Consider the following 23946-nt stretch of genomic DNA (forward strand, 5'->3'; position numbering starts at 1 on the left):
AACTCGGCTCGGGGGTGCCCCGCTGGATCGTCGTCGTCGCCATGGTCGGCGGGGCGTTCGTCCTGCTGCCACTCGTCGCGATCGTCCTGCGGGTGGACTGGGCGGACTTCGGTGCACTCGTCACCTCGGAGTCGTCGGTCGCGGCGCTCGGGCTGAGTCTGCGGACGTCGTCACTCGCGACGGCCCTCTGCATCGTGTTCGGCGTGCCGCTCGCCCTCGTCCTCGCGCGCACCCGGTTCCCGGGGCAGCGGCTGTTGCGGTCGCTCGTCCTCCTCCCACTCGTGCTCCCGCCCGTCGTCGGCGGGATCGCCCTGCTCTACACCTTCGGTCGGCTCGGCCTGCTCGGACCGGCACTCGCGGACGCCGGGATCGACATCGCGTTCTCCACGACCGCCGTCGTCCTCGCCCAGACGTTCGTCGCGCTTCCGTTCCTCGTGCTGAGCCTGGAGGGGGCGATCCGCACGACCGGCTCGCGGTACGAAGCCGTCGCCGCGACGCTCGGCGCTCGTCCCACCACCGTCTTCCGCACCGTCACGCTGCCGCTCCTCGCGCCCGCCGTCGTGTCGGGCGCGATCCTCTCGTTCGCTCGGGCCCTCGGTGAGTTCGGGGCGACCCTCACCTTCGCGGGCAGCCTCCAGGGGGTCACCCGGACCCTGCCGCTCGAGATCTACCTGCAGCGCGAGACCGATCCCGACGCCGCGGTCGCGCTGTCGCTCGTCCTCGTCGTCGTGGCCGTGCTCGTCGTCGGCGTCGCTGGGGCGCAGGGGTCGATCCGCCGTGGACGGACCGTCGCCGGAGTGGTGCGATGACCGGGGCGGCGCTGAAGTTCCGAGCGACGCTGCGTGAACGTGACTGGGAGCTCGCCGTCGACCTCGCCGCGGGGGAGAGCGTCGCCGTGCTCGGCCCCAACGGCGCCGGCAAGTCGACGCTGCTCGCGGTCCTCGCCGGGCTCCTGCGTCCGGACACCGGTCACGCGACCCTCGCCGGCCGCGAGCTGTTCGCGGTCGGTGGATCGGGTCGCGACCGGTGGTTGCCGCCGCATCGGCGGGGGATCTCGCTGCTGGCGCAGGAGGCGCTGCTCTTCCCGCACCGCTCCGTGCTCGACAACGTCGCCTACGGCCCGCTGGTCGCCGGTGCGTCGCGCGGCGAGGCTCGGAACGTCGCCCGACGACGACTCGCGGAGGTCGAGGCGTCCGAGCTCGAGGGGCGCCGTCCTGCCGAGTTGTCCGGCGGCCAGGCGCAGCGGGTGGCGCTCGCCCGCGCGCTGGCCCCGGACCCCGCCCTCCTCCTCCTCGACGAACCGATGGCCGCGCTCGACGCGACCGTCGCTCCACACCTGCGCCGCATGCTCCGCGACCAGTTGCGTGGGCGGACGACCGTGCTCGTGACGCACGAGGTGCTCGACGCGTACACGCTCGCGGACCGGGTGATCGTCATGGACGCCGGGCGCATCGTCGAGCAGGGGCCGACGGCGGAGGTGCTCGAGCGGCCGCGGACGGCATTCACCGCGGATCTCGCGGGACTCGAACTGCTGACGGGCGTCCGCACGGCACGCGGGCTCCGTCTGCCGGACGGAACGGAGGTCGAGGTGGACTCCTCCGCGGAGGGGGATCCGATCACGGTCGGGGCCGCCGTCGCCTGCGCGTTCCGCCCGTCCCGCGTCGAGGTCCGCGAGGCTGACGGGTCTGGCGGCCCGAGTGCGTCAGGCGCCCTCCGCGCGACGATCACCGACCTCGAGCCGCGGGGCGACGTCGTCCGGGTCCGCTCGGCGGTCATCACCGCCGACGTCGCCGTGCAGCAGCTCGCGTCCGCGGGGTGGTCGACGGGTGACGTCGTCGACTTCGTGGTCGACCCGCGGGCAGCGGTCCTCTACCCACGCTGAGCCGTTCTGCACCGGGACACGGCCGGGACGTGACAGAGTGAGTCGATGAGCCGATTCTGGAGACGCTGGTGGCCGCTCGTCGTCGGGGCCGCCGGCACACTCGCGATCGGCGGGATCTGCGCGGCGCTCGTCGCCATGGGGCTGGTGCGGCCGAACACCATCCTGGCCGCCTCGTACGCGGTGCGCGGTGTCGATGTCTCCTCGTACCAGGGCGAGATCGACTGGGACGTCCTCGCGGCTCAGCGCATCGACTTCGCGATCATGAAGGCGACCGAGGGATCCGGCGATCAGGACGAACGGTTCGCCGCGAACTGGGCGGGCGCGCAACGGGCGGCCGACGAGACCGGCTTGCTGATCGGGGCGTACCACTTCCTGAGCTTCGACAGCCCGGCCGAGACGCAGGCCCAGAACATCTTCGACACCGTCCCGGTCACGGCTGGCGCTCTCCCGATCACCATCGACCTCGAATGCTACGCCGACTACTGCCGGACGCCACCGAGTGCCGAGCGGGTCGCCGCGGTACTCGATCCGCTCCTCGCGGCGCTCGAGGAGCACTACGGTCGGCCGCCGATCATCTACGCCACCATGCGGTACTACGACGCGTTCCTCGCGGGCTCGTACGAGCTGAACCCGATGTGGATCCGCTCGGTCGTCACGCCGCCTGTCTTGTCGGACGGGCGGGCGTGGGACCTCTGGCAGTACACCAGCCGGGAGCGGCTGCCCGGCTACGTCGGCAAGGAGGAGTTCATCGACGTGAACGTCTTCGACGGCTCCCTGCGCGACCTCCGGGGACTCGTCGGCCCCTGAGCCGCGGCGTCAAGAGATGCCTCGGGTCACGGGGCGGGAGCGGGACCGGTGGTCGGCTCGGCGACGGGAAGGAACGTGTCCTCGCCGTCGACCTCCTGCTCGATGGAGTCCTCGGTGGTCTCGTGGTCCTCGGGGAGGTTGTCGTCGTTCGCTGCGTGCTTACTCATACGACCACGATACGACGGGTGTCGCGCTGGGCAATGGGGTTGCGTGCCGACGCCGGGCGCTGCTCGACGACCGCGATCAGGAGGCGAAGGCGAGCGAGCGGGCTGCGAGTTCGGCGGTCAGGACGTCCACGGCCTTCGGACCGACGCCGTGGATGCGGAGCAGGGCGGCCGGGGAGACCCGCGTGAGCTGCTCGAAGCGGGTGAACCCGTGCGCGCTGAGCGCTTCGTGGGCGACCGCACCGATGGCGGCCGGGTACTCGGACGCCTCGGCCGGTACCAGTTCGACGAACAGCGCAGCGATGCGCTCCTCGATGTCGTCGCGGATGCGTCGGACGACCTCGATCCCTTGCCCGGCCGGGTCCTCGAGTTCCCAGTCCTCGTAGCGCTTGCCGGGGAAGATCGGGCAGGCGTCGCCGCAGCCCATCGTGATGACCGCGTCGGACGCCTTGACGGCCTCGGTCGTGAGGATGCGGGGGACGGCCGCGGTGATGTCGATGCCGTGTTCGGCCATCGCCTCCACCGCCACGGTGTTGATCCGGTCCTTCGGTTCGCTCCCGGCCGACAGCACCTCGACCCGGTCGCCGGCGAGGGCGCCGAGGAAGCCGGCTGCGATCTGGGAGCGACCGGCGTTGTGCACGCAGACGAAGAGGACGGTGGGGGTGGTGGGCGTGATGGTCATGGCGTCTCCTGGAGGTGGCGTGATCCGAGCGCGGACGAATGGTCGAGCAGGTCCACGAGGGCAGCGTAGCTGGTGGCGGGGTCGGCGCCGCGGGTGAAGCCGCCGACGAGCTCGAGGGACACGAAGCCGTGGAGGGCCGCCCGGACGATGCGTCCGGCGTCCGTCATCGCCACGCTGTCGAGACCGCGCCCCGCCAGTGCCCGTTCGACGAGCATCACGAGCTCGCGGTCGGCGGCTTCGCCGTTGTCAGCCGTGACCTCCGGGATCGAGAACGCGAGGGCGTACCGGCCGGGATAGGTGAGGGCGAAGTGGCGGTATCCGTCGGCGAGCGCGGTGAGGGCGGGTGTCCCACTCAGGCCGGTCGTCGCGATGTCGAGTCCGCTGGACAGTTGGGCGAGGGCCTGTGCGGCGACGGCGGCGCGTAGGTCCTCGGTGCTCCGGACGTGCTTGAGGAGGGCCGGTGCCGAGGTGTCGAGTTCGCGGGCCAGGGCGGCGAGCGTGAGGGCGTCGGCGCCGCGCGTGTCGGCGAACTCGGCGGCTCCGACGATCACCCGTTGGCGGGAGAACTTGGTCCGGGAAACGGGTGCATCGGTCATCGGATCGAGCCTAACGGCCTGCAGCCCCGGTGCCGTGCGGCGTCAGAGCGTCGGCGGTGTGGCCTCGTGGTGGGGCACGCCGTGCGTGCGGCGGTCCTCCTTCATGGCGGCTTCCGCGAGGTGGCGTCGGCCGCCCGCCAGTTCGTTGCGAACCTCAGCCTCGAGTTCGCGGAACGGTTCCCAGTAGTTGCCGTCGTAGTCTTCGACGATCTGGAACGTCCAGCGCCCGTCGATGACGTTGCGTCCGACCAGCTCGGTGTCGATGCGATCCGCGAGGGCGTCGTGTCCGGCTTCGCGCAGGGCGTCCGCGGCTTCGCCGAGCGCGAGGTCCGCCTTGCCGGTGAGGCGGTGGAAGCCGTAGAGCATGCCGCGCGCCTGCTCGACCACTTCGAGCGCCTCGGTCACCTTGCCGACTGCTTCCACGGTCGCGTCGTCGACCCCTGCGGGGACTCGGTGGGCGTCGTCGGGGCCGTCGGTAGTGCGGTCGTCTGCGGTACTCATGCCACCAGTCTGCCGCGATGGTCTCCGGATGTCTGGGGCTTGCGGATGATCGTGCACGAGGTGAGCCGGCTGAAGTCCTCCCGCGCATCGAGCGAACGCACCCCGACTGCCCTTCGACAGGCTCAGGGACCGGAGCCATCCGGGCACACTTGTTCCGGTCACTGAGCCTGTCGAAGTGCCCACGAGGGACCCTTCGACAGGCTCAGGGACCGGCGGGGGTCAGAACGGTGCGGGGTCCGGTTCCGTCCGGTGGTGTTTGCCGTCGGGTGTCGTCCAGTCGAGTACCCCACCCGGCTGGTGGTCGAGGTTCCATCCGGGGAGATGCTTCATCCGGTGGTGATGTCGGCAGAGGCAGGCGAGATTCCCGACATCTGTTGTCCCGCCGTCTTCCCACGCGACCGAATGATCGAGATCGCAGGCCCGCGCTCGTTTCCCGCAGCCTGGTGCGCGACAGGTGCCGTCCCGCTGCCGCACCGCGCGCTGGAGATCGGCCGGGACCCGGTACTGATTCCGTCCGACCGAGAGCACCGCACCGGTCTCGGGCTGAACGAGGATCCGCGTGAAGCTGGGCGCGTTCACCGCGATACGAGCGGCAGTCTCCGGGTCGATGGGCCCGTAGCCGTCGAGCGTCGCCGGGGCGTCAGAGACACCGGCCACGGTGAGCGCCGGGACGGTGATCTGCACGGTTGGCTTGATGTGCTCCTGCACCTCGATCGGGTGCGGGAGCACGGGGCTCGACATCACGCTCTCCGGGGTCACGCCAGTGAGGGCGAGGGCTGCGAGGGCGTCGGCCTGCAGCTGGGCGCAGGTGCGGGTGTCGCCGGCGTTGCCCGATTCCGCGGCCGCTGTTTCGACCCGCTCGATGATGCCTTGCACGATGGGTGCGGTGGTGAAGAGGCGCACCCAGGCCATGCCGTCGGCGGCCGCCTCGAACTCCACCCGACGGTCCGACTCGGACCGAACCGCGCGTGTCGTGATGGACTCGGGGTGGAGGCGCTCGCGCAGGATGCGGGCGCGCTTCCGGAGGTTCGCATCGGTGGACTCTTCCGCGACGGGCAGGACTTCGGCGAGGAACACCGCGCGCTCTGCGGTCGGTACATCGCTGAGTTGGTCGATGATCGTCTGCGCGTGCCGGGCCGAGATGCGGCCGGCCTCAAGCGAGGCGAGCACGGCTGGTGCGTCGTTCACGAGGCGCTCCGCGTCGTTGGTCGCCCGCTGCACGGTCTGCTCGGGCATCCGGGTCGCCATCGCGAGGGCCGCACAGGTCGATCGGCGGGAGAGCGCCTGACGCTCGGCCGGCGGGAAGATCGCCGGGACCGTGGCGTCGGCGAAGGCATCCGCGTACGCGGCGGAGCGGGCGAGGAGGCGCGCTTTGCGTGCGTCCAGGACCGCTTGTTGCCGGTTGAGCTCAACCCATTCATCCGAGAATTCCGCGAGCTGCGCGGCGTATTCATCGCCGGCGCGGATCGCGGCGGAGGTGGTCTCGGTCATGGAACCAGTCCACCATGGACCACTGACATTCCAGATGCCGAGTCGGCACGGATGTGGAAGTTCGCCCGTGGGCCCTTCGACAGGCTCAGGGACCGGGGGAGGGTGCTCAGGGACCGGGAAGGGGTTGCTCAGGGATCGGCGGGGCATCGCTGATGGGGGAGGTGGCTCGGGTGCCCGTCGACAGGCTCGGGGAGCGGGAACGTGAGACGCGGCTGGTCGAGCGGAGGGCGAGCCTGGGGTGCTAGTAGTTCAGACAGCGATCCGGGTCCTCGGGCTCCGGAGGATCACCCTGATACAGGGTGAAGAAGTTCTCGGCCGGGCCGGACAGGGATCCGTGGGCGTGGATGCACAGTCGCGAGAGATCGTCGTCGCTCCGCACATCGGAGGTGATCCGGGACGTCTCGCACGCACCTCCATCGGGTTTCAAGATCAGGCCCCGATTGGTCCCCTCGCTGTCCATCATCCAGACCCCGGAGAAGTCGATCGGGTCGTCCTCGCGGGGATCGTCATCGCGACTGCATTGGACCTGCGAGGGCCAGGCGGTGGCCTCGAAGGTTCCGTCGTCGGCCAGCTCGAGCCGGGTGTCTCCAGTCCGCCACGTGCCGACGGTTTCGTCCGGTGGCAGTCCGTACCTCGTGTTCGAGCAGGCGACGAGCGACGTACCGAGCAGGACTGCCAGCACGGACACTGCGATCGAGGATGCGCTCCGGGTGATCGCGCGCGGGACTCGGCTGATCGCTCGACGTGCCGGTCTCGGTTCCACGCTGCGAGTCTGGACGCCGTGGCCGGTGAGTGGCAAATCGGGCGGTGGTGCGGTGGCCCGGCGTCAGGGCAAAAAAGAACCCCCACCATGTAGAAGCTAGGTGGGGGTTCCGTGGCTCCGACGGGCGTCGATCCCGTGACCTCACGATTTTCAGTCGTGCGCTCTACCAACTGAGCTACAGAGCCGAGTACATCAGCTGCACGAACGGCGACGATGTCTCAAAAGCAGAAGCCCTCCCTTGCGAGAGGGCTTCCGACCTTTTGCGACCCTGACGGGACTTGAACCCGCGACCTCCGCCGTGACAGGGCGGCACGCTAACCAACTGCGCTACAGGGCCATACATGTTGAATTGCTGGTGATGCGAACTGCGGTGATGCTGGTGTTCCTCGGTGCTTCTCGCAGTCGCGCAGACTCACTATACCTGAATCCGAGCGGCTGTTTTTCCAGTAGTCGGTGGTGACCCCAACGGGATTCGAACCCGTGCTGCCGCCGTGAAAGGGCGGTGTCCTAGGCCGCTAAACGATAGGGCCGCGAAGCCCTGAAGCTTCATGACTACCGAGCGACAAGCATACGGATGAAACCGCTGAATCCAAAATCGGGGTCGTGGAGCAGGGTTCGGCGCTCCACGCCGGATGTGACGACAGGCACCGAATGACCGCTCCACGGCCCCCGGCCGGGGTTAGCCTCTGGCGTGGACCACTCCCGGATGTCACGGCCGACGGGAGTGTCCGCAGCCGGTCCCGACCCCCGTCGGGCTAGCGTGGACAGTGGTACCGATGTGACCGATGTGACTGCAGCGAACCGAGATGGGCCCCTACTTCATGAGCAAGAAGCTTGCCGGCGCTTGGCGCCGGAGCCGGACGACCAACGCCGGATCGGCGTCCTCAGCGCGGTGGCGAGGACGCCTCACCGCCGCCATCGTCATGTCGCTCGCGATCGTCGGGTCCTTCGGCGTCGCCGGTCCGGCGTCGGCAGCCGACTACCCCTCGTGGGACGACGTCCAGGCCGCGAAGGGCAACGAGGCCGCCAAGGCCGCCGAGGTCACGAACATCAAGAACTTCATCGTCCAGTTGCAGGACGAGCTGCAGGTCGCCCAGGACGAGGCCGAGAAGCGCGGTACGGAGTTCCAGGCCGCTGAGGAGGCCTTCTTCGAGGCCGACGCCCGAGCCACCGCGATCCAGTCGCAGGCCGATGCCAAGACGGCCGAGGCCGACACCGCCACGAAGCAGGCCGGTCGGGTCGCGTCACAGCTCTACCGCTCCGGCGGCGCCGACCTCAGCCTGAGCCTCTTCCTCGACGGCGAGAGCAAGGGCGCGACGGACCTCCTGTCGAAGCTCGGCAACATGAACCAGGTCGCCGAGCACAGCAACGGCGTCTACGAGCAGGCGGTCGCTGCACGCAACACCGCGGCTGCGCTCGGTGAACAGGCCGGTGTCGCCCGCGACGAGCGCGAATCGCTCCGACAGGCAGCACAGACGGCCATGGAGGCAGCGCAGGCGGCGGCGTCCGCGGCGGCGGACAAGCTCCAGAAGAACCAGGAGCTGATCGTCACGCTCAACGCCCAGCTGACCGCGTTGCAGGACACGACGGCGAAGACGGTCAAGGAGTTCGAGGCTGGTGAGGCGGCGCGGAAGGCCGCTGAGGCCGCGGCCGCGGCTGCGCGCGGCGAAAGCGCCGACGGCGGTCAGCTCAGCAGCCAGGGCTGGGCGATCCCGGCCTCCGGCAGCATCTCGGGCACCTACGGCTACCGCGATCCGATCTCCACCGGCGGCGGCAGCTCAGGCAGCTTCCACCGCGGCACCGACATCGCAGGCGGCTGCGGGATCCCGATCTACGCGGCGACCTCCGGCACCGTGACCTACGCCGGTTGGTACGGCACGTACGGCAACTTCATCCTCATCGACCACGGCTCCGGCGTCTCGACCGGCTACGCGCACATCGTGAACGGCGGCATCCAGGTCGGCGTCGGCTACCAGGTCTCCGCCGGACAGGTCATCGCCTACGTCGGCACGACGGGCGCTTCCACCGGCTGCCACCTGCACTTCGAGGTCCGTATCAACGGCAGTGCGATCGACGCCCAGCCGTTCATGGCCGACCGCGGGGCGCCGCTCGGCTGATCGAGCAGATCGACCCGCACGACGAAGCGGCCGGCACCCGAGGGTGCCGGCCGCTTCGTCATGCGGTGTGCGGAGGTCCGCAGGGGGTCAGTGCCCCTCCGCCTTGAGCTTGTCGAAGCCCGCGAGGATGATCTTCTCGGCCGCGGCGGCGTCGCCCCAGCCGTCGATCCGCGCCCACTTGCCGGGCTCGGTGTCCTTGTAGTGGACGAAGAAGTGCTCGATCTCGTCGCGCGTCGCCTGCGGGATGTCGTTCAGGTCCTGGATGTGCGACCAGCGCGGGTCCTTGTACTGCACGGCGATGACCTTGTCGTCGCCGCCGCCGTCGTCCGTCATGTGGAGCACGCCGACGGGGCGGACCTTGATGCCGACGCCCGGGAAGGTCGGGAAGTCGAGCAGGACCAGCACGTCGACCGGGTCGCCGTCCTCGCCGAGGGTGTTCTCGAAGAAGCCGTAGTCGGCGGGGTAGACGAAGCTCGTGAACAGGACGCGGTCCAGGAAGACCCGACCGGTCTCGTGGTCGATCTCGTACTTGTTGCGGCTGCCCCGCGGGATCTCGATGACGGCGTCGTACTCGGCCATAAGCCTGCTCCTTGCGCGGTTGGATGACGTTGAGTCGGCGCGGTCGCCGACGAGGACCAACCATAACCGATGCGTCCCGGAGCGGACGGTGTGGGGAGGAGCTCGGCGCGGTGCAATAGCGTGGTCCGCGTGAACGACGTCCGACCCCCGCTCCACCCGTCCGTCGCCGCCCTGCGGAAGGCGGTGCGCGACGCGATCGGGGGCACGGCGCCAGCGGCGTCACGTGACGTCGCCGGTGCCGACCTGCTCGTCGCGCTGAGCGGTGGCGCCGACTCGCTCGCGCTCGCCGCCGCGACCGCGTTCGAAGCCGGAAAGCTCGGGCTGCGGGCCGGCGCCGTGATCGTCGACCACGGACTGCAACCGGGCTCGGCCGACGTCGCGGCGCGTGCCGCGGACCAGGCGCGTGCCCTCGGGCTCGGCCCCGTCCTCGTCCGTGTCGTCGAGGTGGGCTTCGAGGGTGGCCCGGAGGCTGCGGCACGGGAGGCCCGGTACACCGCGCTCGACGCCGCGCGGGTCGAGGTCGGTGCGTCCCTGGTGTTGCTCGCGCACACCCTCGACGACCAGGCGGAGACCGTCCTCCTCGGCCTCGCCCGAGGGTCGGGCACCGGCAGCCTCCAGGGCATGGCGCCCGTCTCCGGTGCGCTCCTCCGACCGTTGCTCGGGATCCGGCGCTCCCAGACCCGTGAGGCGTGCGCTGCCGAAGGACTCGAACCGTGGCACGACCCGCACAACACCGACGACGCCTACGCGCGGGTCCGGGTCCGCGAGCGGGTCCTGCCGGTGCTCGAGGCGGAACTCGGGCCGGGGATCGCCGAGGCCCTCGCCCGCACCGCCGACGCCGCGCGGGAGGACGCCGACGCGTTCGAGGAGATGATCGAGGAGACCATCGAAGAGCTCGTCGAGCACGCCGAGGCCGGGATCTCCGTCAGTGCCGGGGCCCTCGCCGCCAACCCGGCGGCGCTCCGCCAACGGATCATCCGGTACATCGTGCAGAGCGAGTTCGGCGTCTCGCTCACCAGGTCACAGACGATCGAGGTCGCGCGGCTCGTCACCGATTGGGCGGGCCAGGGGCCGATCGACCTGCCCGGCCTGCAGGCGTCGCGGCACGCGGGGCGCATCGTCTTCGCCGCCCGCTGACCACGGCTTCCCGGGCAGCAGGCGCACGGGTGTCCGGGTCATCTCGCATACACTCGACGCATGGAGCAGAGCGACATTTCGGACGACCTCACGACCATCCTCGTCACCGAGCAGGAGATCCGCGACAAGCTCGCCGAACTCGCCCGGCAGATCGAGACCGACTACGCAGGCAAGGACGTCCTGCTCGTCGGTGTGCTGAAGGGTGCGGTCATGGTCATGGCCGACCTCGCGCGCGAACTCCGCATCCCGCTCTCGATGGACTGGATGGCCGTCAGCTCCTACGGTGCCGGCACGAAGTCGAGCGGTGTCGTCCAGATCCGCAAGGACCTCGACGCCGACCTCACGGACCGCCACGTCCTGATCGTCGAGGACATCATCGACTCCGGCCTCACGCTCTCCTGGTTGCTCGAGAACTTCGCCTCGCGCGGAGCCGCGTCCATCGAGGTCTGCGCGCTCCTCCGCAAGCCCGAGGCGGCCAAGGTGCACGTCGAGTGCAAGTACGTCGGCTTCGACATCCCGAACGACTTCGTCGTCGGGTACGGTCTCGACTTCGACGAGAAGTACCGCAACCTCCGCGACGTCGGCGTCCTCGCCCCGCACGTCTACGCCTGAACCACTCCACCGACCTCACACCGCACCCCCGTTAAGCCCACGGCAAACACAGGGGAGGCATCCAGCGGCGAGGGGGTAGCCTGATTCGCGACGCGGCTCCGCCCGTCGACCCCTCCTGCAGAAAGGGAACGGGCCAGCCCCGGCCTCTCAACTTATGAACGTCAAGCGTCTCTTCAAGGGTCCCATCCCGTACCTCATCATCGCCGCCCTGGTCTTCTGGATCGGCATCAGCCTGATGAGCATGAACGGCTTCCGAGAGGTCTCCACGCAAGAGGGTCTCGCCTTCCTCGAGAAGGGTCAGGTCAAGGAGGCCGTCATCACCGACGGCGACCAGCGCGTCGACCTCACGCTGACGAAGGCCGACGACGAGTTCGGCAAGCAGGTGCAGTTCTACTACGTCGGCGCCCGCGCAGCCGACGTGGTCGAGGCCGTCGACGCCGCAGACCCGTCCGGTGGCTACAACGACAAGGTGCCCCAGCCCAGCTGGCTCCTGTCGATGCTCGGACTCCTCCTCCCGCTGCTCCTCATCGGTGTCTTCTTCTGGCTGATGCTCTCCGGCATGCAGGGCGGCGGCAACAAGGTCATGCAGTTCGGCAAGTCGAAGGCGAAGCTCGTCTCGAAGGAGTCGCCGAAGGTGACCTTCGACGACGTCGCCGGTGCCGACGAGGCGATCGAGGAGCTCGAGGAGATCAAGGACTTCCTCAAGGAGCCCGCGAAGTTCCAGGCCGTCGGTGCCCGCATCCCGAAGGGTGTCCTGCTGTACGGCCCTCCCGGAACGGGTAAGACGCTGCTCGCCCGCGCCGTCGCCGGTGAAGCCGGTGTGCCGTTCTACTCGATCTCCGGCTCCGACTTCGTCGAGATGTTCGTCGGTGTCGGTGCGAGCCGCGTCCGCGACCTCTTCCAGCAGGCCAAGGAGAACTCGCCCGCGATCATCTTCGTCGACGAGATCGACGCCGTCGGTCGCCACCGCGGTGCCGGCATGGGCGGCGGCCACGACGAGCGCGAGCAGACCCTCAACCAGCTCCTCGTCGAGATGGACGGCTTCGACGTCAAGACGAACGTCATCCTGATCGCCGCGACCAACCGTCCCGACATCCTCGACCCCGCGCTGCTGCGCCCGGGCCGCTTCGACCGTCAGATCGGCGTCGACGCCCCCGACCTCGCCGGCCGCAAGAAGATCCTCGAGGTGCACGGCAAGGGCAAGCCGCTCGCCGCGAGCGTCGACCTCGAGGTCGTCGCCCGCAAGTCTCCCGGCTTCACCGGTGCCGACCTCGCCAACGTCCTCAACGAGGCCGCGCTGCTCACCGCGCGCTCCAACGCCCAGCTCATCGACAACCGCGCACTCGACGAGGCCATCGACCGCGTCATCGCCGGTCCGCAGCGCCGCACGCGCGTCATGCGCGAGCAGGAGAAGCTCATCACCGCGTACCACGAGGGCGGACACGCGCTCGCTGCGGCGGCGATGAACAACACCGACCCCGTCACGAAGGTCACGATCCTCCCGCGCGGCCGTGCCCTCGGCTACACGATGGTGCTGCCCCTCGAGGACAAGTACTCCGTCACGCGCAACGAGCTGCTCGACCAGCTCGCCTACGCGATGGGCGGCCGCGTCGCCGAGGAGCTCGTCTTCCACGACCCGACCACGGGCGCGTCGAACGACATCGAGAAGGCAACGGGGATCGCTCGCAAGATGGTCACCGAGTACGGCATGACCACCGACGTCGGCGCCGTGAAGCTCGGGCAGTCCTCGGGCGAGATGTTCCTCGGTCGCGACATGGGCCACCAGCGCGACTACTCGGAGGAGATCGCGCAGCGCGTCGACGCCCAGGTGCGCGAGCTGATCGAGGCCGCACACGACGAAGCCTGGCAGGTCATCACGACCAACCGGGCCGTGCTCGACCGCCTCGCCGCCGAGCTGATGGAGAAGGAGACGCTCGACCACAACCAGTTGGCCGAGATCTTCAAGGACGTCAAGAAGCTCCCGCCGCGCCCCGTCTGGCTGTCCAGCAAGAAGCGTCCCATCGGGTCGGGTTCGGCCGTCGGTTCCGCGTCCTTCACCGCACCCATCGACTCCGGTGCGGCCGACGGTGGCGTGAGCTCCGAGCCCGAGCCCGAGGCCCCCGTGAAGCCCAAGCGCACCCGGGCGACGAAGCCGCGACCGGCGACCGCCTAGCCCGCATGACCCACGGCGAGCACACCGCGGACGACGCGGTCGTTGCCGCGCAGGCCGAGCCCGATGCGGGCTCGGCCTTGCGGTCGTCCGTGGACCGCGAGCGGATCGCCGCGGCGGTCCTCGAGATCCTCGAGGCGATCGGCGAGGACCCCTCCCGCGACGGCCTCGCCGACACCCCGAAGCGTGTCGCCGACGCCTACGCGGAGTTCTTCGGCGGCGTCGGTCAGGACGCCGGTGAGCATCTGGCCCGCCCCATCCCGATCGAGGCGGGCGCGACCAGCGACGTCGTGCTCGTCCGCGACATCGCCTTCCGCTCGGTCTGCGAGCACCACCTGCTCCCGTTCCTCGGCACGGCGCACATCGCCTACCTGCCCGACGAACTCGTCATCGGCCTCGGCGCGCTGCCGAAGCTCGTCGACACCCTCGCCTCGCGCCCGCAGGTCCAGGAGCGGCTGAGCGAGCAGATCGCCGACACCCTCGTCGAACGGCTCGCGCCTCGCGGCGTCCTCGTCGTGCTCCAGGCCGCACACGGCTGCGTCTCGATGCGCGGTTCACGCCAGCTGACGAGCACCACCGTCACCATCGCCAGCCGTGGAGCCCTGGCCGATCCGGCTGCACGGGCCGAGCTGATGGTCCTGATCGGCGCGTCCGCCGACCAGGCGGGGTGATCGCATGTTCCAGATCATGGGCGTCGTCAACGTCACACCCGACTCGTTCAGCGACGGCGGCCGGTACCTCGACGTCGACGAGGCCGTCGCCCACGGGCTCGAGCTCATCGCGGCCGGCGCGACCATCATCGACGTCGGCGGCGAATCGACCCGGCCCGGTGCCGCCCGGGTCGACACCCGCGAGGAGCAGCACCGGGTCGCACCCGTCATCGCCGCACTGGCCGCCGCTGGTGCGCGAGTGAGCATCGACACGATGAACGCGGAGACCGCCCGTGCCGCAGCCGACGCCGGTGCCTCGATCATCAACGACGTCTCCGGTGGCCTCGCCGACGACCGCATGCCGGGCGTCATGGCGACGTCCGGCCTCGACTGCGTCATCAGCCATTGGCGCGGGCATTCGGCCGACATGGTGAGCCGCGCCACGTACACCGACGCGGCGGTCGACGTCGCTCGGGAACTCGACGACCGGGTGACGACCCTCCGCGGTCAGGGCGTCGATCCCGGCCGGATCGTCGTCGATCCCGGCCTCGGGTTCTCCAAGCACGCCGAGCACAACTGGCGCATCCTCGCCCGACTCGACCTGCTGCGCGAGCTCGGGTACCCCGTCCTGGTGGGCGCGTCCCGCAAGCGGTTCGTCGGAGCGCTCCTCCCTGAGGACGCACCGATGGAGGCGCGCGACCTGCCGAGCGCCGTGGTGAGCGTGCTGGCCGCGCAGGCCGGAGCCTGGGGTGTGCGCGTCCACGACGTCGCCGCCACCAGACTCGCTCTCGATACCCTCGATGCATGGCAAGGTGGAGCCGATGACTGATTCGATCACCCTCACGGGCCTGCGGGCGTTCGCGCACCACGGCGTCTTCGACTTCGAGCGCGAGGCCGGACAGGAGTTCGTCATCGACGTCACCGTGTCACTCGACCTCCGCCCGGCCGCCGGCGGCGACGAGCTCGGCGCGACCATGCACTACGGCGAGCTCGCCGAGGCGGTCGTCGCTGCCGTGGAGCGCGACCCCGTCGACCTCATCGAGACCGTGGCCGAGCGCATCGCCGACGTGGTGCTCGCGAACGAGCGCGCGGAAGCGGTCCGGGTCACGGTGCACAAGCCGAGCGCGCCGATCACCGTGCCCTTCGCTGACGTGGCGGTGACGATCGAGCGAACCCAGGCCGATCGCACCGCGACCGGGCGGGTCGTCTGATGGTCTCGCGCACACCGATCCACGACCCAGCCCGTCGACCCGGACCACCGAAGCCGCGTGCCGTCTGGGCCGTCGTGGCCCTCGGGGCCAACCTGGGGGACCGCCGCGCGACGATCGCACGGGCCGTGGACGACCTCGCCGCCGTCGACGGGGTGCTCGAGGTGCGGCCGTCACCGCTCGTCTCGAGCGCGGCCGTCAAGCCCGCCGGTGTCGACGAGTCGGCTCCCGCCTACCTCAACGGTGTCGCAGCAGTCCGCACCCGTCTCCAGCCGCACGCGCTCCTCGACGAACTCCAGCGGATCGAGCTCGCGCACGGCCGCGTCCGCGAAGAGCGCTGGGGCGATCGGACGCTCGACCTCGACCTCATCGCCTACGACGACGAGACGATCGACGACGATCGACTGACGGTCCCGCACCCGCGAGCCGCCGAGCGCGGGTTCGTCGTCGTGCCCTGGCTGCTCCTCGACCCCGACGCGACGTTGCCCGGCGTCGGCCGCCTCGACACCTTGGCGGCCGCCAAGGACGGCTCCGTGGTCCCCGACGACGGCACGCACCCGTGACCCGCACCACCGCGACGCCGCTCATCGTCCTCGCCGGGGTCGGCGTCGTCTTCGGTTTCCTCGTCGAGGTCGCGATGGTCTCCGGCGGGCGTGCGTCGATCATTCCGCCCGTCACCCTCGCGGTGTCGCTCGTGGCGGTCGCGATCATCCTCATCGCCCTGTCCTGGCCGATCCGCCGCAGCACGACCGGTCGCGCCACCCGTCGGATCGATCCGTTCCGCGCCATGCGGGTCGCCGCGCTCGCGAAGGCCTCGAGCCACGCGGGCTCCCTGGTGGCGGGGGCGACCGTCGGGATCCTGCTCTTCGTCCTGACCCGCCCGATCCTGCCCGCGATAGGCTCGTTGTGGCTGGTGATCGCGTCCATCGTGGGATCCGTCGCACTCGTCGCCGCCGCCTTGGTGGCCGAGTGGTTCTGCACCGTTCCGAAGGATGATGATGACGACGCCGCACCCGGGGGAGCCCCGTCCCACACCTGATCAGCCCGCCGAACGGCCGCTGATCGAGACGCCGCTCGAGGAGCTGTCGTCGCCGGAGACGGTCCAGGACGGCCCCGCGGAGCAGAGCGGCAAGCGGCTCGAGCTGCCTGACGCCGAGTGGCGCCGCGTGAGTCGCAAGCTCATCGCCGTCGAGTTCATCTCCGAGGGCGCCGGCCTCGTGCTCGTCACGGCGGCCGTGGTCTTCGTTGCGCTCGTCTGGGACTGGACCTGGATCTGGTGGCCGTTCGCCGCCTTCGCCGTCATCTCCCTGATCGTCGCGGCGTTCATCCCGCGCCGTATCCGGTCGATCGGGTATCAGCTGCGTGCGGACGACCTGCTGTTCCGCCGCGGCATCATGTGGCAGCGCTTCGTCGCCGTGCCATACGGGCGCATGCAGCTCGTCGACATCAACCGCGGGCCCCTCTCGCGGGCGTTCGGCCTCGCCGACCTCAAATTCGTGACCGCCTCCGCCTCGACCGGAGTGGTGATCAACGGGTTGCCGGAAGCCGAGGCCGAGGGGCTGCGCGACCACCTGGTCGCCGTGGCGGAGAGCCGGCGGACCGGACTGTGAGCGAGCACCAGGCGGCAGGGCCGCCGGAGCGGTTCGAGGCTCCGGCCTCGAGTCCCCGGGTGAAGCCGACGGCCGAGGCGATCGTCCCACGCGTGGCCGGACAAAGTCTCGTCGACGGACAATGGCACCGGTTGCACCCGGCGACGCCGTTGCTCCGAGGCGGGATCGCGTTCGTCGCCATCCTCGGCATCGTCATCGCGAACCTCCGCGAGCGGCTCATCGAGTTCTTCATCCCCGCTCCGGGGATGGAGCAGCCGACCGACCCGATCGACTACATCCTCAACCACGGCTTCGTCGGGTGGGTGCTCCTCGCGATCGCCGTCGGGCTCATCGTGGTGATCGCCGTGTTCTGGTTCTCATGGCGCATGCACACCTTCCGCGTCACCGACGAGGCGGTGGAGGTGCGCAGCGGCATCCTGTTCCGCACCAACCGCAAGGCCAAGCTCGACCGCATCCAGGGCGTCTCCATCGAGAAGCCGCTCCTCGCCAGACTCATCGGCGCCTCACGCATCAACGTGAGCGTCGCGGGCCAGGACGCGAACGTCAAACTCGAGTACCTGTACGGTGCCGACGCCGACGGGCTCCGCCGGGACGTGCTCACACTCGCGAGCGGGGTGAAGCTCGCCGAACGCCGGCAGGCCGCCGCTGCCGGCGATCCGGCCGACCCGACCCAGCCGCCGCGACCGGCGCCCGACGGCACCGGTGGGGTGTCCCGGTTCGTCACCGAGCGCGTCGACGACTTCATCTCGCCCGAACTCGACCCGGAGGAGGCGGTGCCGGACTCCGTCGTGCGCCTGACGCTCGGGCGCCTGGTCGGGTCCACGCTGCTCAGCCCGTTCACCGTGATCGTCCTGATCTCGGTCGTGGTCGGCGTGATCCTCCTCGCCAACGGCCTGGACTGGGCCTGGTTCTGGCTCGTCCCCATGGTGCTGAGTCTCGGGGCCTTCGTCTGGTCGGGCGTCACGAAGTCGCTGCGGTACAGCATCGCGGCGACGCCGTCGGGCGTCCGCATCGGCTTCGGGCTCTTCTCGACGACGAACGACACCGTCCCGCCCGGCCGGATCCACGCGATCGAGGTGTCGCAGCCCATCATCTGGCGTCCGTTCGGCTGGTGGCGGGTGCGGATCAACAAGGCGGGCCTCTCGCTGGAGCAGGCTGCTCGCGGTGCAACGAGCAACACGGTGTTGCCGGTCGGGTCGCTCGTGGACGCCGCCCAGGTCGTGGAGCTCATGCTCGCGGGCCGGATCGACGGCAGCGCCTGGGCGCCCTTGCAGTCGGCCCTCGCCACGCGCGACGGCGTCGGTTTCGTGGGATCGCCCCGCCGCTCGCGATGGATCAACTGGTTCTCGTGGCGTCGTACCGGCTACGCCCTGCGCGACGGGATGCTGCTGTTCCGGCAGGGGGTGGTCTGGCGCAAACTCCACATCCTCCCGCTCGCACGCCTGCAGAGCCTCCGGATCAACCAGGGACCGCTCCTGCGCGCGCTTGATCTCGCCTCCGCGACCGCGCACACGGTCCCCGGCCCGGTGATCGCCAAGCTCCCGGCCATGGCCCGCGACGAAGCGGTGCGGATGTTCGGCGCGGCGTCGGCGGCGATCGTGGTCGCGCAGTCGACCGACCGCAGTCACCGATGGGCGAGCTTCGACCCCGAGCACCAGCCGTCCGAGGCGCAGGCGACGGCGCCCTACCTCGGCGAGCCGGTGTCGCCGTCGGACACCCAGCCAATGACGGAGGCGGACGCCGAGCCGTGGCAGGGGCAGAGCCCGGCACCGTCCGTCCCGCTCCCGACGACCGACCACGACCGGAGGAACACATGAGCGCGGAACGACGGAGCGCCAGGCTCGGCGTCGGCATCATCGGGAGTGGTCGCGTCGGCCCGGTCATCGGAGCGGCGCTCGGGGGAGCGGGACACGCGATCGTCGGCATCACCGCGGTGTCGGAGGAGAGCCTCGAACGGGCGAACGCGCTGTTGCCGGATGTGCCGGTGCTCGATCCGACCGAGGTCGTCGAGCGGAGCGAACTCGTCGTCATCGCCGTACCCGATGCGCAACTCGCGTCGTTGGTCGAGGGGCTCGCGGCGGTCGGTGCGTGGCAGCCGGGTCAGCTCGTCGCCCACACCTCGGCTCGGTTCGGGACCGCGGTCCTCGCTCCGGCCGCGCGTGCCGGTGCCATCCCGCTCGCGATCCACCCGGCCATGGTGTTCACCGGGACGAGCCTCGATCTCGCGCGCCTGCACGAGACCTCGTTCGCCGTGACCGCACCGGCCCCGGTCCAACCGATCGGGCAGGCGCTCGTGGTCGAGATGGGCGCGGAGCCCGTGATCATCGCCGAGGCCGATCGAGCGGCCTACGCCGAAGCGGTGGAGACGGCCGCGAGCTTCTCCCGCGCGGTCGTGCAGCAGGCGACGGGTCTGCTCCAGGACATCGGCGTGGAGAACGCCGGCGGCTTCCTGTCGTCGCTCGTGCGGTCGTCGGTCGATGAAGCCCTGCGCGGCGCGACCACACCCGACGTCGACGAGCTGCTCTAGCGGGGCGGACGAACGACCGCCCGCCCACCCGAGGCCGGGCAGGCGGGCGGACCCGTGTCAGCGGACCCGTGTCAGCGCGTGCGGCGGCGACGGATCAGTGCGTCGACGGCGAGTCGGCCCGGGCCGGCGAGCGTGAGTGCGAGCGACGCGAGGGCGAGCAGCATGACGTACTCGAAGCCACCGTCGGCGGCGTAGAACCCCGCCGGCAGGTGCACGAGCACCATCGCCACCGCCATGGTCACCGCGAGCAGGGCGCCCACGATGCGCGTGCCGAGGCCGACGATGAGCAGCAGGCCGCCGACCACCTCGAGACCGGCGACGACGACCGCCGCGACCTCCGGTGCCGGGATGCCCATGCCACCGAACCCGGAGGCGACGCCCGGGATGGAGTCGACGAGGAACTTCTGGAGGCCGTGGGCGATGAAGACCACGCCGAGGGCCAGGCGCAGGAGGAGAAGGCCGGCGTCGATCCCCGCCTGTCCGCGCGGCGCGGCGGGGGAGGCCGGGACCGGTGGGACGGTGGTGGCTTCGCGGTGGTCGGTGTGCTGGTGGTCGGAGAGCGTCGTCATGACGAGCCTTTCGAGTTCGTTTCCGGCGTCGGTGCCCCCGATCGGGACTCCTGTCCTCCGAGCCAAGCACGGCCCGGGTACCCGGCGATGTCCTCCGAATGGTTGTTCGGAGGCCCTTGTCAGGACGTCGATAGCCGGTTCATAGGAAACCGGCCGTGCGCGCGGCCCGCACGGTCCCCGGTAAACTCCAGTGACCGCACGAGGAGAATCCCACCGCATGACTGACACGACGCCAGAGCCGATCGACGACGCAGCAGAGCAGGCAGAGCTCTCCGAGCAGAAGGCCGTCCGGCTCGCGAAGCGCCAGCGCCTCATCGACGAGGCGACGTCGGGTGCCGGTGGCGCCTACCCCGTCACCCTCCCCATCACCGACACGATCCCCGCGGTGCGCGCCCGCTTCGGCGAGCTCCAGCCCGACGAGGCGACCGGCGTCACGGTCGGCGTCGCGGGCCGCGTCGTGCACCTGCGCAACACCGGGAAGCTCTGCTTCGCCAGCCTCCAGTCGGGCGACGGCAGCCGCATCCAGGCGATGGTGAGCCTGGCCAGCGTCGGTGACGAACAGCTCGCCGCGTGGAAGGAGCTCGTCGACCTCGGCGACCACGTCTTCGTCTCCGGCGAGGTCATCTCCAGTCGTCGTGGCGAGCTGTCGATCATGGTGGCCGAGTGGACCATCGCGGCGAAGGCGATCCTGCCCCTGCCGAACCTCCACAACGAGCTCAACGAGGAGACGCGGGTCCGCAGTCGGTACCTCGACCTCATCGCCCGCGACCAGGCACGCAAGAACGTGCTCGACCGGGCGAAGACGGTGGCCAGCCTCCGCAAGACCTTCACGGAGCGCGACTTCGTCGAGGTCGAGACGCCGATGCTCCAGGTCATGCACGGTGGAGCCTCCGCCCGTCCCTTCGTCACCCACTCGAACGCGTTCGACACCGAGCTCTACCTGCGCATCGCGCCCGAGCTGTACCTGAAGCGGGCCGTCGTCGGCGGCATCGACCACGTCTACGAGATCAACCGCAACTTCCGCAACGAAGGCGCCGACTCCACGCACAGCCCCGAGTTCGCGATGCTCGAGGCGTACGAGGCCTACGGCGACTACGGCACCATGGCCGACCTCACGCAGACCCTCATCCAGAACGCCGCACTCGCGACGAGCGGGAGCCACGTCGTCACCTGGGCCGACGGCACGGAGTTCGACCTCGGAGGCGAGTGGGACCGCATCTCGATGTTCGAGAGCCTGTCGGCCGCCGCGGGTGTGGAGATCACGCCGCAGACGCCGATCGAGGAACTCAAGGCGCTCGCCGCGCGTGAGGGCGTCGAGGTCCCGCACCCCATCCACGGCAAGTACGTCGAGGAGCTGTGGGAGCACTTCGTCAAGGGTGGCCTCGAGCGCCCGACCTTCGTCATGGACTTCCCGGTCGACACCAGCCCGCTCGTGCGCGCCCACCGCTCCATCGATGGCGCGGTCGAGAAGTGGGACCTCTACGTCCGCGGCTTCGAGCTCGCCACCGGCTACTCCGAGCTCGTCGACCCGGTCGTGCAGCGCGAACGGTTCATCGAGCAGGCGAAGCTCGCCGCGCAGGGCGACGTCGAGGCCATGCGTCTCGACGAGGAGTTCCTGCGGGCACTCGAGTTCGGGATGCCGCCGTCCGGAGGCATGGGGATGGGCATCGACCGACTCCTCATGGCGCTGACCGGTCTCGGTATCCGCGAGACGATCCTCTTCCCCCTGGTCAAGTAGCGGCCACCCGGCAGCACGACCACCGACAGTCAGGCGCGACGATGAGCATGATGGACCCCGGCGACCACCAGGACCCGAAGAAGCAGGGGCCGACGACGGCGCGCATCACGATCTGGATCGTGGTCGGCGGGATCGGCCTGTACCTCGTCGTCAGCGGTCTGTGGGGCGCCCTCGCCGGAGGCTCCTGAGCGAGCTCCCCGGCCCCGGGGCGAACCTTCCGGTCCCTGAGCCTGTCGAAGGGGGGTACGATTGACGGGTGATCGAAGACTACTGGCTCAACGCGCTCTGGTCGCTGCTGCCCACCGTGGTCGTCGGCATCATCTTCTGGGTCGTCATGCGCGCCATCCTGCGGTCCGACCGCAACGAGCGCAAGGCGTACGCGCAGGTCGAGGCGGAGCAGCGCGCGAAGCTCGGTCTCCCGCCGGTCGAGCCCTCCGCACCTCGCGAGGTCTGATCCGCCCGTATCACGTGGCGAGGTCACCCCACAGCTGTCCGGCATGGTCAGTAGGCTGGAGCCTCGGCAGCTGAGCGGATGGGCGACATGACGATCGAGTTCTCCTGGAACTGGCTGGGCATCACGGCCCTCGTCCTGGACTTCATCATCCGTGTCATCGCGGTGATCGTCGTCCCGCGCAACCGGCGCCCCACCGCCGGGATGGCCTGGCTGCTCGCGATCTTCCTCATCCCGTACGTCGGCGTCATCGCCTTCCTCCTCATCGGGAACCCGAAACTGCCGCGGGTGCGCCGGAAGAAGCAGTACGACATCAACGTCTACATCCGCCAGACGACCCGCGACCTCGTCAAGGCGAACCTGACGTCGAACGCGCCGGCCTGGTTCCGGTCGGTCGTGACGCTCAACCGCAACCTCGGGTCGATGCCCCTGCAGGGCGGGAACACCGCCAGCCTCATCGGTGACTACGAGGCCTCCCTCCACGCCATGGCCGAGGAGGTCGACCGCGCTGAGCAGTTCGTGCACGTCGAGTTCTACATCCTCACCTGCGACCGCACCACGAAGCCGTTCTTCGACGCGCTCGAGCGCGCAGTGGCCCGCGGCGTCACGGTCCGGGTCCTGCTCGACCACTTCGCGAGCTGGCGGACCCCCGACTACAAGCACACGCTGAAACGCCTCACCGCGATGGGGGCTCAGTGGGCGCTCATGCTGCCGCTCCAGCCGTTCAAGGGCAAATTCCAACGTCCCGACCTCCGGAACCACCGCAAGATGGTGATCGTCGACGGCGCGGTCGCGTTCATGGGCTCGCAGAACATGATCGACCGGAGTTACAACAAGCCGGGCAACATCAAGCGGGGTCTCCAGTGGCAGGAGCTCATGACGCGGGTGGAGGGCCCCGGGGTCGCGGGGATCAACACCATCTTCCTGAGCGACTGGTACAGCGAGACGGGCGACGTCCTGTCCCACGAGGTCGGCCTGCTCGAGGCCCGACCGGTGGGCGACCTCGAGCTGCAGGTCGTGCCGAGCGGGCCGGGGTTCGACGGCGACAACAACCTCAAGCTGTTCCTCACGCTCATCTATGCGGCGCAGCGGCGCATCGTCATCACGAGTCCGTACTTCGTGCCCGACGAATCGCTGCTCGCAGCGGTCACGACCGCGGTCCAGCGTGGTGTCCCGGTCGACCTGTTCGTCTCCGAGATCGGCGACCAGGCGATGGTCTGGCATGCGCAGCGTTCGTACTACGAAGCGCTCCTGCGGGCCGGCGTGCGGATCTTCCAATACCCGGCCCCGTACATCCTGCACGCGAAGCACTTCACGATCGACGACGACGTCGCCGTGATCGGATCGAGCAACATGGACATGCGTTCCTTCGGTCTCAATCTGGAGGTCTCGCTCATGGTCCGTGGGCGTGAGTTCGTCCAGGAGATGCGCGGCGTCGAGGACGGGTACCGCGAGATCAGCAAGGAACTGACGCTCGCGGAATGGCTGAAGCAGCCGCTGCGGTCGACGGTGCTCGACAACCTCGCCAGATTGACGTCCGCGCTGCAATAGTCGGACGGTGATCCCGCGGATATCTGTTGCCTCAGACAGAACGACCGCGCTGATACCCCCGAGGGCTGCCTCCTCGAGAAAGCGACGGCCCCCTTCGTCGCGCGCCGCTCGGAGAGCCCGTCCACGACGAGTGTCCGACAT

26 protein-coding genes, 3 tRNA genes and 1 pseudogene are annotated in these 23946 nt (G+C 69.8%); 19 read left to right on the top strand and 11 right to left on the bottom strand.

The features are described 5' to 3' along the window. Positions 1 to 41 precede the first annotated feature (41 nt). From QRN19_RS02030 to QRN19_RS02040, 3 genes are read left to right on the top strand one after another with little or no spacing between them, the layout of a single operon-like run. Entirely contained in the window at positions 42 to 809 is a 768-nt protein-coding gene (locus QRN19_RS02030; RefSeq protein ID WP_285025255.1) for an ABC transporter permease, read from the top strand. Next, the gene (locus QRN19_RS02035) at positions 806 to 1882 is read left to right on the top strand and encodes a sulfate/molybdate ABC transporter ATP-binding protein (RefSeq protein WP_285024925.1); all 1077 of its coding nucleotides are present in this window, start codon (positions 806 to 808) and stop codon (positions 1880 to 1882) included. Before QRN19_RS02030 ends, QRN19_RS02035 begins: the two co-directional genes overlap by 4 nt. 45 nt (positions 1883 to 1927) lie before the next feature. Beyond that, positions 1928 to 2689 (top strand): GH25 family lysozyme, encoded by a 762-nt coding sequence (locus QRN19_RS02040; RefSeq protein WP_285024926.1) that lies wholly within the window; start codon positions 1928 to 1930, stop codon positions 2687 to 2689. Between the two features lie 26 nt (positions 2690 to 2715). Here the strand turns inward: QRN19_RS02040 and QRN19_RS02045 are convergent, their stop codons facing one another. The 9 genes and pseudogenes from QRN19_RS02045 to QRN19_RS02085 form a co-directional block, all read right to left on the bottom strand. Further along, complete coding sequence (locus tag QRN19_RS02045; protein WP_153303386.1) at positions 2716 to 2856, bottom strand: hypothetical protein; 141 nt, start codon at positions 2854 to 2856, stop codon at positions 2716 to 2718. A gap of 268 nt (positions 2857 to 3124) precedes the next feature. Continuing rightward, positions 3125 to 3535, bottom strand: a pseudogene (locus tag QRN19_RS02050) (arsenate reductase ArsC); the annotation flags it as partial. Beyond that, positions 3532 to 4131, bottom strand: a complete 600-nt coding sequence (locus tag QRN19_RS02055) for a TetR/AcrR family transcriptional regulator (RefSeq protein ID WP_285024928.1) — start codon at positions 4129 to 4131, stop codon at positions 3532 to 3534. The pseudogene QRN19_RS02050 and the gene QRN19_RS02055, both read right to left, overlap by 4 nt. 42 nt (positions 4132 to 4173) lie before the next feature. Then, entirely contained in the window at positions 4174 to 4632 is a 459-nt protein-coding gene (locus tag QRN19_RS02060) for a hypothetical protein (RefSeq protein ID WP_285024929.1), read from the bottom strand. A gap of 219 nt (positions 4633 to 4851) precedes the next feature. After that, complete coding sequence (locus QRN19_RS02065) at positions 4852 to 6123, bottom strand: HNH endonuclease signature motif containing protein (protein WP_285024930.1); 1272 nt, start codon at positions 6121 to 6123, stop codon at positions 4852 to 4854. 241 nt (positions 6124 to 6364) lie between these two features. Then, positions 6365 to 6811, bottom strand: a complete 447-nt coding sequence (locus QRN19_RS02070; RefSeq protein ID WP_285024931.1) for a hypothetical protein — start codon at positions 6809 to 6811, stop codon at positions 6365 to 6367. A gap of 187 nt (positions 6812 to 6998) precedes the next feature. After that, a tRNA-Phe gene (locus QRN19_RS02075) sits at positions 6999 to 7071 on the bottom strand. A gap of 78 nt (positions 7072 to 7149) precedes the next feature. Further along, a tRNA-Asp gene (locus QRN19_RS02080) sits at positions 7150 to 7223 on the bottom strand. Positions 7224 to 7340: 117 nt separating this feature from the next. Further along, positions 7341 to 7416 (bottom strand) — tRNA-Glu (locus tag QRN19_RS02085). Between the two features lie 291 nt (positions 7417 to 7707). Here QRN19_RS02085 and QRN19_RS02090 point away from each other — a divergent pair. Further along, entirely contained in the window at positions 7708 to 9003 is a 1296-nt protein-coding gene (locus QRN19_RS02090) for a M23 family metallopeptidase (protein WP_285024933.1), read from the top strand. 87 nt (positions 9004 to 9090) lie between these two features. Here QRN19_RS02090 and QRN19_RS02095 read toward each other — a convergent pair whose 3' ends face one another. Then, entirely contained in the window at positions 9091 to 9582 is a 492-nt protein-coding gene (locus tag QRN19_RS02095) for an inorganic diphosphatase (protein WP_064294335.1), read from the bottom strand. A gap of 129 nt (positions 9583 to 9711) precedes the next feature. Between QRN19_RS02095 and tilS the strand changes: the two genes are divergently transcribed. The 11 genes from tilS (at position 9712) to QRN19_RS02150 (ending at position 19496) form a co-directional block, all read left to right on the top strand. After that, complete coding sequence (gene tilS / locus QRN19_RS02100) at positions 9712 to 10719, top strand: tRNA lysidine(34) synthetase TilS (RefSeq protein WP_285024936.1); 1008 nt, start codon at positions 9712 to 9714, stop codon at positions 10717 to 10719. Between the two features lie 60 nt (positions 10720 to 10779). Next, positions 10780 to 11331, top strand: a complete 552-nt coding sequence (gene hpt / locus QRN19_RS02105) for a hypoxanthine phosphoribosyltransferase (protein WP_285024938.1) — start codon at positions 10780 to 10782, stop codon at positions 11329 to 11331. A 154-nt stretch (positions 11332 to 11485) separates the two neighbouring features. Continuing rightward, the gene (ftsH, locus tag QRN19_RS02110; RefSeq protein WP_285024940.1) at positions 11486 to 13504 is read left to right on the top strand and encodes an ATP-dependent zinc metalloprotease FtsH; all 2019 of its coding nucleotides are present in this window, start codon (positions 11486 to 11488) and stop codon (positions 13502 to 13504) included. Positions 13505 to 13509: 5 nt separating this feature from the next. Continuing rightward, entirely contained in the window at positions 13510 to 14172 is a 663-nt protein-coding gene (folE, locus tag QRN19_RS02115) for a GTP cyclohydrolase I FolE (RefSeq protein ID WP_285024943.1), read from the top strand. 4 nt (positions 14173 to 14176) lie between these two features. Beyond that, positions 14177 to 14980, top strand: coding sequence for a dihydropteroate synthase (gene folP, locus QRN19_RS02120; protein ID WP_285024945.1), 804 nt, complete (start codon positions 14177 to 14179; stop codon positions 14978 to 14980). Continuing rightward, on the top strand, positions 14973 to 15362 hold the full coding sequence (gene folB / locus QRN19_RS02125; RefSeq protein ID WP_175116326.1) for a dihydroneopterin aldolase: 390 nt from the start codon (positions 14973 to 14975) through the stop codon (positions 15360 to 15362). Before folP ends, folB begins: the two co-directional genes overlap by 8 nt. Further along, positions 15362 to 15922 carry a 2-amino-4-hydroxy-6-hydroxymethyldihydropteridine diphosphokinase gene (gene folK, locus QRN19_RS02130; RefSeq protein WP_285024947.1) on the top strand — a complete coding sequence of 187 codons (561 nt, stop codon included), beginning with the start codon at positions 15362 to 15364 and terminating at the stop codon, positions 15920 to 15922. Before folB ends, folK begins: the two co-directional genes overlap by 1 nt. Beyond that, positions 15919 to 16398 carry a DUF3180 domain-containing protein gene (locus QRN19_RS02135; protein ID WP_079705159.1) on the top strand — a complete coding sequence of 160 codons (480 nt, stop codon included), beginning with the start codon at positions 15919 to 15921 and terminating at the stop codon, positions 16396 to 16398. The genes folK and QRN19_RS02135 overlap by 4 nt, the downstream gene beginning before the upstream one ends. Continuing rightward, positions 16355 to 16969, top strand: a complete 615-nt coding sequence (locus QRN19_RS02140) for a PH domain-containing protein (RefSeq protein WP_502928016.1) — start codon at positions 16355 to 16357, stop codon at positions 16967 to 16969. Before QRN19_RS02135 ends, QRN19_RS02140 begins: the two co-directional genes overlap by 44 nt. After that, positions 16966 to 18786, top strand: a complete 1821-nt coding sequence (locus tag QRN19_RS02145; RefSeq protein WP_285024951.1) for a PH domain-containing protein — start codon at positions 16966 to 16968, stop codon at positions 18784 to 18786. Before QRN19_RS02140 ends, QRN19_RS02145 begins: the two co-directional genes overlap by 4 nt. Further along, positions 18783 to 19496, top strand: a complete 714-nt coding sequence (locus QRN19_RS02150; protein WP_285024952.1) for a Rossmann-like and DUF2520 domain-containing protein — start codon at positions 18783 to 18785, stop codon at positions 19494 to 19496. The genes QRN19_RS02145 and QRN19_RS02150 overlap by 4 nt, the downstream gene beginning before the upstream one ends. A gap of 71 nt (positions 19497 to 19567) precedes the next feature. Here QRN19_RS02150 and QRN19_RS02155 read toward each other — a convergent pair whose 3' ends face one another. Next, positions 19568 to 20065 carry a DoxX family protein gene (locus QRN19_RS02155; RefSeq protein ID WP_285024953.1) on the bottom strand — a complete coding sequence of 166 codons (498 nt, stop codon included), beginning with the start codon at positions 20063 to 20065 and terminating at the stop codon, positions 19568 to 19570. 217 nt (positions 20066 to 20282) lie between these two features. On the opposite strand from QRN19_RS02155, the gene lysS reads away from it, so the two are divergent. The 4 genes from lysS (at position 20283) to cls (ending at position 23805) form a co-directional block, all read left to right on the top strand. After that, entirely contained in the window at positions 20283 to 21803 is a 1521-nt protein-coding gene (gene lysS, locus QRN19_RS02160) for a lysine--tRNA ligase (protein WP_285024955.1), read from the top strand. 41 nt (positions 21804 to 21844) lie between these two features. Next, positions 21845 to 21991, top strand: a complete 147-nt coding sequence (locus tag QRN19_RS02165) for a hypothetical protein (RefSeq protein WP_153303387.1) — start codon at positions 21845 to 21847, stop codon at positions 21989 to 21991. A 68-nt stretch (positions 21992 to 22059) separates the two neighbouring features. Then, on the top strand, positions 22060 to 22257 hold the full coding sequence (locus QRN19_RS02170) for a hypothetical protein (RefSeq protein ID WP_194718988.1): 198 nt from the start codon (positions 22060 to 22062) through the stop codon (positions 22255 to 22257). 78 nt (positions 22258 to 22335) lie between these two features. Then, a complete protein-coding gene (cls, locus tag QRN19_RS02175) occupies positions 22336 to 23805 on the top strand; it encodes a cardiolipin synthase (protein ID WP_285024957.1) in 1470 nt (489 codons plus the stop codon). Positions 23806 to 23946: the final 141 nt, after the last annotated feature.

Source organism: Plantibacter sp. ME-Dv--P-122b, assembly GCF_030209375.1.
GTDB lineage: Bacteria > Actinomycetota > Actinomycetes > Actinomycetales > Microbacteriaceae > Plantibacter.

What these genes read in the sequence shown, in the direction of transcription:
- QRN19_RS02045 (WP_153303386.1), bottom strand. Translation starts at nt 2,856, where the DNA reads ATGAGTAAGCACGCAGCGAACGACGACAACCTCCCCGAGGACCACGAG.
- lysS (WP_285024955.1), top strand. Translation starts at nt 20,283, where the DNA reads ATGACTGACACGACGCCAGAGCCGATCGACGACGCAGCAGAGCAGGCA.
- QRN19_RS02040 (WP_285024926.1), top strand. Translation starts at nt 1,928, where the DNA reads ATGAGCCGATTCTGGAGACGCTGGTGGCCGCTCGTCGTCGGGGCCGCC.
- cls (WP_285024957.1), top strand. Translation starts at nt 22,336, where the DNA reads ATGGGCGACATGACGATCGAGTTCTCCTGGAACTGGCTGGGCATCACG.
- folP (WP_285024945.1), top strand. Translation starts at nt 14,177, where the DNA reads ATGTTCCAGATCATGGGCGTCGTCAACGTCACACCCGACTCGTTCAGC.
- QRN19_RS02035 (WP_285024925.1), top strand. Translation starts at nt 806, where the DNA reads ATGACCGGGGCGGCGCTGAAGTTCCGAGCGACGCTGCGTGAACGTGAC.
- hpt (WP_285024938.1), top strand. Translation starts at nt 10,780, where the DNA reads ATGGAGCAGAGCGACATTTCGGACGACCTCACGACCATCCTCGTCACC.
- folK (WP_285024947.1), top strand. Translation starts at nt 15,362, where the DNA reads ATGGTCTCGCGCACACCGATCCACGACCCAGCCCGTCGACCCGGACCA.
- QRN19_RS02090 (WP_285024933.1), top strand. Translation starts at nt 7,708, where the DNA reads ATGAGCAAGAAGCTTGCCGGCGCTTGGCGCCGGAGCCGGACGACCAAC.
- folB (WP_175116326.1), top strand. Translation starts at nt 14,973, where the DNA reads ATGACTGATTCGATCACCCTCACGGGCCTGCGGGCGTTCGCGCACCAC.
- QRN19_RS02030 (WP_285025255.1), top strand. Translation starts at nt 42, where the DNA reads ATGGTCGGCGGGGCGTTCGTCCTGCTGCCACTCGTCGCGATCGTCCTG.
- QRN19_RS02055 (WP_285024928.1), bottom strand. Translation starts at nt 4,131, where the DNA reads ATGACCGATGCACCCGTTTCCCGGACCAAGTTCTCCCGCCAACGGGTG.
- QRN19_RS02060 (WP_285024929.1), bottom strand. Translation starts at nt 4,632, where the DNA reads ATGAGTACCGCAGACGACCGCACTACCGACGGCCCCGACGACGCCCAC.
- QRN19_RS02140 (WP_502928016.1), top strand. Translation starts at nt 16,355, where the DNA reads ATGATGACGACGCCGCACCCGGGGGAGCCCCGTCCCACACCTGATCAG.
- folE (WP_285024943.1), top strand. Translation starts at nt 13,510, where the DNA reads ATGACCCACGGCGAGCACACCGCGGACGACGCGGTCGTTGCCGCGCAG.
- ftsH (WP_285024940.1), top strand. Translation starts at nt 11,486, where the DNA reads ATGAACGTCAAGCGTCTCTTCAAGGGTCCCATCCCGTACCTCATCATC.
- QRN19_RS02165 (WP_153303387.1), top strand. Translation starts at nt 21,845, where the DNA reads ATGAGCATGATGGACCCCGGCGACCACCAGGACCCGAAGAAGCAGGGG.
- QRN19_RS02065 (WP_285024930.1), bottom strand. Translation starts at nt 6,123, where the DNA reads ATGACCGAGACCACCTCCGCCGCGATCCGCGCCGGCGATGAATACGCC.
- QRN19_RS02095 (WP_064294335.1), bottom strand. Translation starts at nt 9,582, where the DNA reads ATGGCCGAGTACGACGCCGTCATCGAGATCCCGCGGGGCAGCCGCAAC.
- QRN19_RS02150 (WP_285024952.1), top strand. Translation starts at nt 18,783, where the DNA reads ATGAGCGCGGAACGACGGAGCGCCAGGCTCGGCGTCGGCATCATCGGG.
- QRN19_RS02155 (WP_285024953.1), bottom strand. Translation starts at nt 20,065, where the DNA reads ATGACGACGCTCTCCGACCACCAGCACACCGACCACCGCGAAGCCACC.